The 4,534-nt window shown below is 66.1% G+C and carries 5 protein-coding genes; 2 read left to right on the top strand and 3 right to left on the bottom strand.

Features of this window, described 5'->3' with window-relative positions; translation table 11 throughout:
• The coding region (locus DBR22_RS00030; RefSeq protein ID WP_146187311.1) for a YhgE/Pip family protein at positions 1-744 on the top strand (744 nt) is incomplete at its 5' end.
• Positions 741-1,385 (top strand): TetR/AcrR family transcriptional regulator, encoded by a 645-nt coding sequence (locus DBR22_RS00025; RefSeq protein ID WP_108597203.1) that lies wholly within the window; start codon positions 741-743, stop codon positions 1,383-1,385. The genes DBR22_RS00030 and DBR22_RS00025, both read left to right, overlap by 4 nt.
• Before the next feature lie 562 nt (positions 1,386-1,947).
• Here the strand turns inward: DBR22_RS00025 and DBR22_RS00015 are convergent.
• The 3 genes from DBR22_RS00015 to DBR22_RS00005 form a co-directional block, all read right to left on the bottom strand.
• Complete coding sequence (locus DBR22_RS00015) at positions 1,948-2,952, bottom strand: EamA family transporter (RefSeq protein ID WP_108597202.1); 1,005 nt, start codon at positions 2,950-2,952, stop codon at positions 1,948-1,950.
• A gap of 49 nt (positions 2,953-3,001) precedes the next feature.
• On the bottom strand, positions 3,002-3,529 hold the full coding sequence (locus DBR22_RS00010; RefSeq protein ID WP_108597201.1) for a SixA phosphatase family protein: 528 nt from the start codon (positions 3,527-3,529) through the stop codon (positions 3,002-3,004).
• A gap of 215 nt (positions 3,530-3,744) precedes the next feature.
• Positions 3,745-4,506, bottom strand: coding sequence for a winged helix-turn-helix domain-containing protein (locus tag DBR22_RS00005; RefSeq protein WP_258228984.1), 762 nt, complete (start codon positions 4,504-4,506; stop codon positions 3,745-3,747).
• Positions 4,507-4,534 lie beyond the last annotated feature (28 nt).

Below are 4,534 nucleotides of genomic sequence, written 5' to 3'. Positions count from 1 at the left end.
GGTTCCCGGACCCTGGCAGATGAAATTGCCAAGGGTGCCGGGCAGGTGCCCAACCCTGACGACTCGCAGAAGAGCAGCCTGTCGCAGGTGATTGCCGATCCCGTTGCCGTCAGCAATGTCTCCCAGGCCAAGGCAGACTCCTACGGTGCCGGACTTGCGCCGTTTTTCCTGACCCTCGCATTGTGGATTGGCATCTTCATGCTGATCCAGGCCATGCGGCCCATCACCCAGCGGGCCCTGGCCTCAAACGCCCCCGCCTGGAAAATCGCCGTCGGCGGCTGGCTCCCCTTCCTCGCCGTCTCTGTGGTGCAGGCAAGCCTGCTCACCCTGGTAGTTGACCTGGCCCTGGGCCTGAACCCGGCGCATCCGGTGCTCATGTGGCTCTTTATGCTGGCCGCGGCCATGGCATTCAGCGCCATCATCCAGGGCGTAGTGGCCCTGCTGGGATCGCCCGGAAAGCTCGTGGTCCTGATCCTGCTGGTGCTGCAGCTGGTGTCCTCCGGCGGAACCTTTCCCTGGCAGACCACACCGCAGCCCCTGCATGTGGTGCACCAGGTCCTGCCGATGGGCTACGTGGTGACCGGCATGCGGCACCTGATCTACGGTGCGGATCTGTCCATGATCGTTCCCACGGTCATGGGCCTGCTCGGCTACACCTTGCTGGGGGCGGCCATGTCCACGCTGGCGGTCAGGAAGCACAAATACTGGACCCTCAAGACCCTGAAGCCGGAGATCGCGGTATGAGCCGCGGCACGGCTCCGGGGTCGCCTGTGCCGGGTCCGGCCGAAAAGAAGCTGCGCCCGGAACGGACCAATGCCACGCGGCTAAAGCTGTTCGAGGCGTCGATGGAACTGATTGGCGAACGTGGCGCCGCCGGAGTGACGATGGACGAGATCGCCGCGGCGGCGGGCGTGTCCAAGGGAACGGTCTATTACAACTTCGGCAGCAAATCGGACCTGATTGCGCAGCTGCTCCGGCACGGCGTGGACATCCTGAAGGAGCGCCTGTTGACCGAGCAGGGCGACGCTGCAGCCGATCCTTTGGTGTCGATGGAGGCGATGATCGGGCAGGCCATGGACTTTATGGCCGAGTACCCGTCCTTCGCGCGGCTGTGGGTGAGCGAGAACTGGCGCATCCCCAGCGAGTGGCAGGGCACGTTTGCCGTCCTCCGTGCGGAGCTGCTGGGGGTGATCGGCGCAGCCATCGACAAGGTGGCTGCTGTTTATCCTGTGGATGCGGGCATTTCGCGCGGCAGCCTGGAAACGGCAATTTTCGGTGCCTGCTTTGTGGTGGGGCTGGACCGCCAGACCTACAACCCGGAACGCACCCGTGACCAAAGTGTTGCAGCAATCATGGCAATCATGCGCGGCTACGTCGTCAAGTAGCTTTTGGCTCAGCGATGATTGATCACATGCGTCACATGGGGAACACCGGAAAGCTCGCCTTGATCACGGCCGTGGTGGCGCTGCTCATGCTGGTTTTGACCGCCATCACCCTCGAAGAGCCGGTCATGTTCACGTTCCTCGGACTGGTTGCCCTTGCCTACGTGGCGGCGCTTTTTGAAGTTCTCTCAAGGCGCCGGCACGCAGTCGCTGTGGCAGTTGGCGTGGGAACCAGCCTGACCCTGGCCTGTTCCCTGGCCTTCGTCAGCACGTGGGAACTCGCGTACGCCAACCAGTCCTCGATCATCGGCACTCCGCTTCCCACCGGAGACCCGGACAACTATTTCTTCCTCGCCGGTGGCTCCGCCATCCTCACACTGCTGGTCCTGTTCGTCGGGGCGGCGTGGCCCGCCGTCAGGACGCTGGGCGCTGCACGGCGGAAGCCCTTGCCGGCCAAGCGGCGGCCCGCTTCATCCCGTCGGCCGCCGGCCAGGTTTCCTGGTGCACGGGGGTCAGCGCCGCAAGGGTCAGCAACACAGGGGACGGCAGCCCGGACCGCGGCGGGTCAGCGCCCGTCGGCGTCCCGCGCTCCGGCGCGTCTGCCCGGGGCAGCAGCCAAACGGCCCGCATCATCAGCCTCCCCCGTTCGCAAACCCGCGCCCAATCCGGGATCCAAAGCCCCGTCCCGCCGCTGACCGGGCCTGCGGCTTCCGGTGAGCACCGCCGTCGCCACGCCGCCCAGGAGGAGCAGTCCGCCCAGCAGTTCGGCCGGCGCCGGCACCTCCCCCAAAACCAGCCACGCGGCTGTCATTCCCACCACCGGCACCAGCAGGGTGAAGGTAACCACAGCCGAGGAGGGGTAGCGGGCCAGCAGCCAGTTCCAGATCCCGTAGCCCACCAGTGACCCAAAGACCGCGGTGTACAGAGCGCTCAGGAGAGTTACCGGCTGCAGGTCCCCCAGCGCACCCAGCACGGCGTCCGGCCCGTCAACCAGGAAGGACAGTCCGGCTAGGGGAAGCGGCACCACGGCACCGGACCAGACCACCAGCCCCAGCCCTGAAGCGGCTTTCGCCTGCCGGGCAATGACGTTTCCGGCGGCCCAGGACAGGGCCGCCGCAAGCACGATGATGAGCGGGAGCAGCGGCGCCACAGTGCTGCGGCCCACGGCCACCACGGCCAGTCCGGCAACGCCCAGGACGACGCCGGCCAACTGACGGCGGGTGGGCCGTTCACCGAGGAACATGGCGGCCAAAAGGACCGTCAGGAGAACCTGTGCCTGCAGCACCAGGGAAGCGATGCCGGCGGGCATGCCCAGCGCCATGGCCACGTAGAGGAGACCGAACTGGCCCGCGCTCATAAAGAGCCCGACGCCGACGATCGCCTTCCAGCCCACGTCCGGCTTCCTAATGAAGAAAATCAGCGGAAGGACCACGAGGACGAACCGCATGGCCACGAACAGGAGCGGCGGAACCTCATGGCCGTCCGCGTGCAGGCCCAGGTCGATAGCCACGAAGTTCAGGCCCCAGAGGACGGCGACCAGGAGGGCAAGGAAGGAGTGGCGGAGGTTCACCCGTCCAACTATTGCAGACGGCTGCAGGCGGGGTTACCGGACCGGGTGCTCAGTGCGCCCTTGGCACCTTGAACTTGGTCAGCCGGGCGTCCTGACCGTCCAGTTCGGCCCAGGATTTTTCCGTCTCCAGCACGGTGAGCGCGCTGGTGGGGTAGCGGGTAGCAGCATCCATGTAGGCGTCGTGGTTGGAGTCCCGGGAAGCCAAATGCATAGCGAGGTCCTGGACTCCGGGCATGTGCGAGATGAGCATCAGGGTGGTGACGGTGTCCGGGACATGGTTGACCACTGTGAGCATGCGCAGCGCCGAGGCGGCGTACAAACCGTCCTCAAGCTTCGGCGTCGGGGCTTTGTCCCCCAGTTCGGAGCAGACCCATGTGCACGTCTGGCGGGTGCGGAGCGCGCTGGAGCACAGGATGAAGTCAGGGACGATACCGTGCTTAACCAGCCATTTCCCGGCCAGCGGCGCCTCCCGGTGGCCACGCTCCTCCAAGGGCCGCTCATGATCAGCAACCCCGCCGGGCCAATCGGCTTTGGAGTGGCGCATGATCACCAGGCGCTTAATGTGGTGGTCGCTCATTCCCCAAGCCTAGTGCCCCTGCAGAAACATAGCCGCGGAGGCACATGCTCGCTGGTCCCGAACGCGCAAAAGCGACTTTCCGCGTAGTGCCGCATCGCGGGGCCCACGCCGCCAAGGGTTCCCTGGCCGAGCTTGCGAGGTTAGGGAGGCGGTGGGGAGGAACGAAGGAGGTGTCTAAGGCACGGCGGAAAGCCGCTTTTGCGTGTCGCTAAGGACTAGATCGAGTATTCCGGAGCGGCCCAGACAACAACCTCGGGGTGCTCGTAGAAGCGGTAGCCCTGTCCGCGGACGGTGCGCACGGTGTTGGCGAGGCGGCCCAGCTTGGAGCGGAGGCGGCGGATGTGGACGTCGATGGTGCGCTCGTTGGGGACTTCCTCGGCGTTGCGCCACAGGCCTTCGAGCAGTTCGTCGCGGCCCACGGTGCGGGTGCCGTTTTCCACGAGGTAGTTCAGGAGTTCGAATTCCTTGAACGTCAGGTTGAGTGACTCGCCGTCCAGGTGGACTTCGCGGCGCGCCAGGTCAATCAGGACGCCCGAGGGACGCGGATCCTGGGGCTGCTGCAGGCGGGCAGTCTCAGTGCGCTTCTGCGCATTCACGGTGGGGTCACCGAACGTGGAACGGACGACGTCGAGCGCGGAACCGGGAGTACCGGCGGGGGCCACGGCGACGGCAGCGTAGCTTTCGGCGCCGGTAACAAGCGACTGCGCGTAAGCGCGGATTTCCTGGGCGAGCTTGGCAATTGACGTTCCGGCAGCCGCGGCAGTCTCTTCGTCGATGCCCATGTAAAGGACAAAGCCGCGGGCCAGGTTCTCGTTGGCAACGGGCCGTACGGCGTTGGGTCCGGCGATGACCGGCGTCGGCGCGGTGAGCGGAGCGGCCTCGACAGGCTGGACGGCGCGGAGCTGGCCGTAGGAGTTGGGGTTGTAGCCCTGCGGTGCGTAGCCCGGGGCCTGAACGCCGGCCCCGGCGGGCACCAAAACCTTGGCGGAGGCCTGAGGCCTGAGG

The sequence above is a fragment of the Arthrobacter sp. HMWF013 genome (genome assembly GCF_003061105.1).
Taxonomy (GTDB): Bacteria; Actinomycetota; Actinomycetes; order Actinomycetales; family Micrococcaceae; genus Arthrobacter.
The sequence above is the reverse complement of the archived record's forward strand: the minus strand, read 5'-3'. Positions and strand labels throughout refer to the sequence as shown.

Excerpts from the sequence above, each read along its gene's own strand:
- DBR22_RS00025 (WP_108597203.1), top strand. The coding sequence starts at position 741 with ATGAGCCGCGGCACGGCTCCGGGGTCGCCTGTGCCGGGTCCGGCCGAA.
- DBR22_RS00010 (WP_108597201.1), bottom strand. The coding sequence starts at position 3,529 with ATGAGCGACCACCACATTAAGCGCCTGGTGATCATGCGCCACTCCAAA.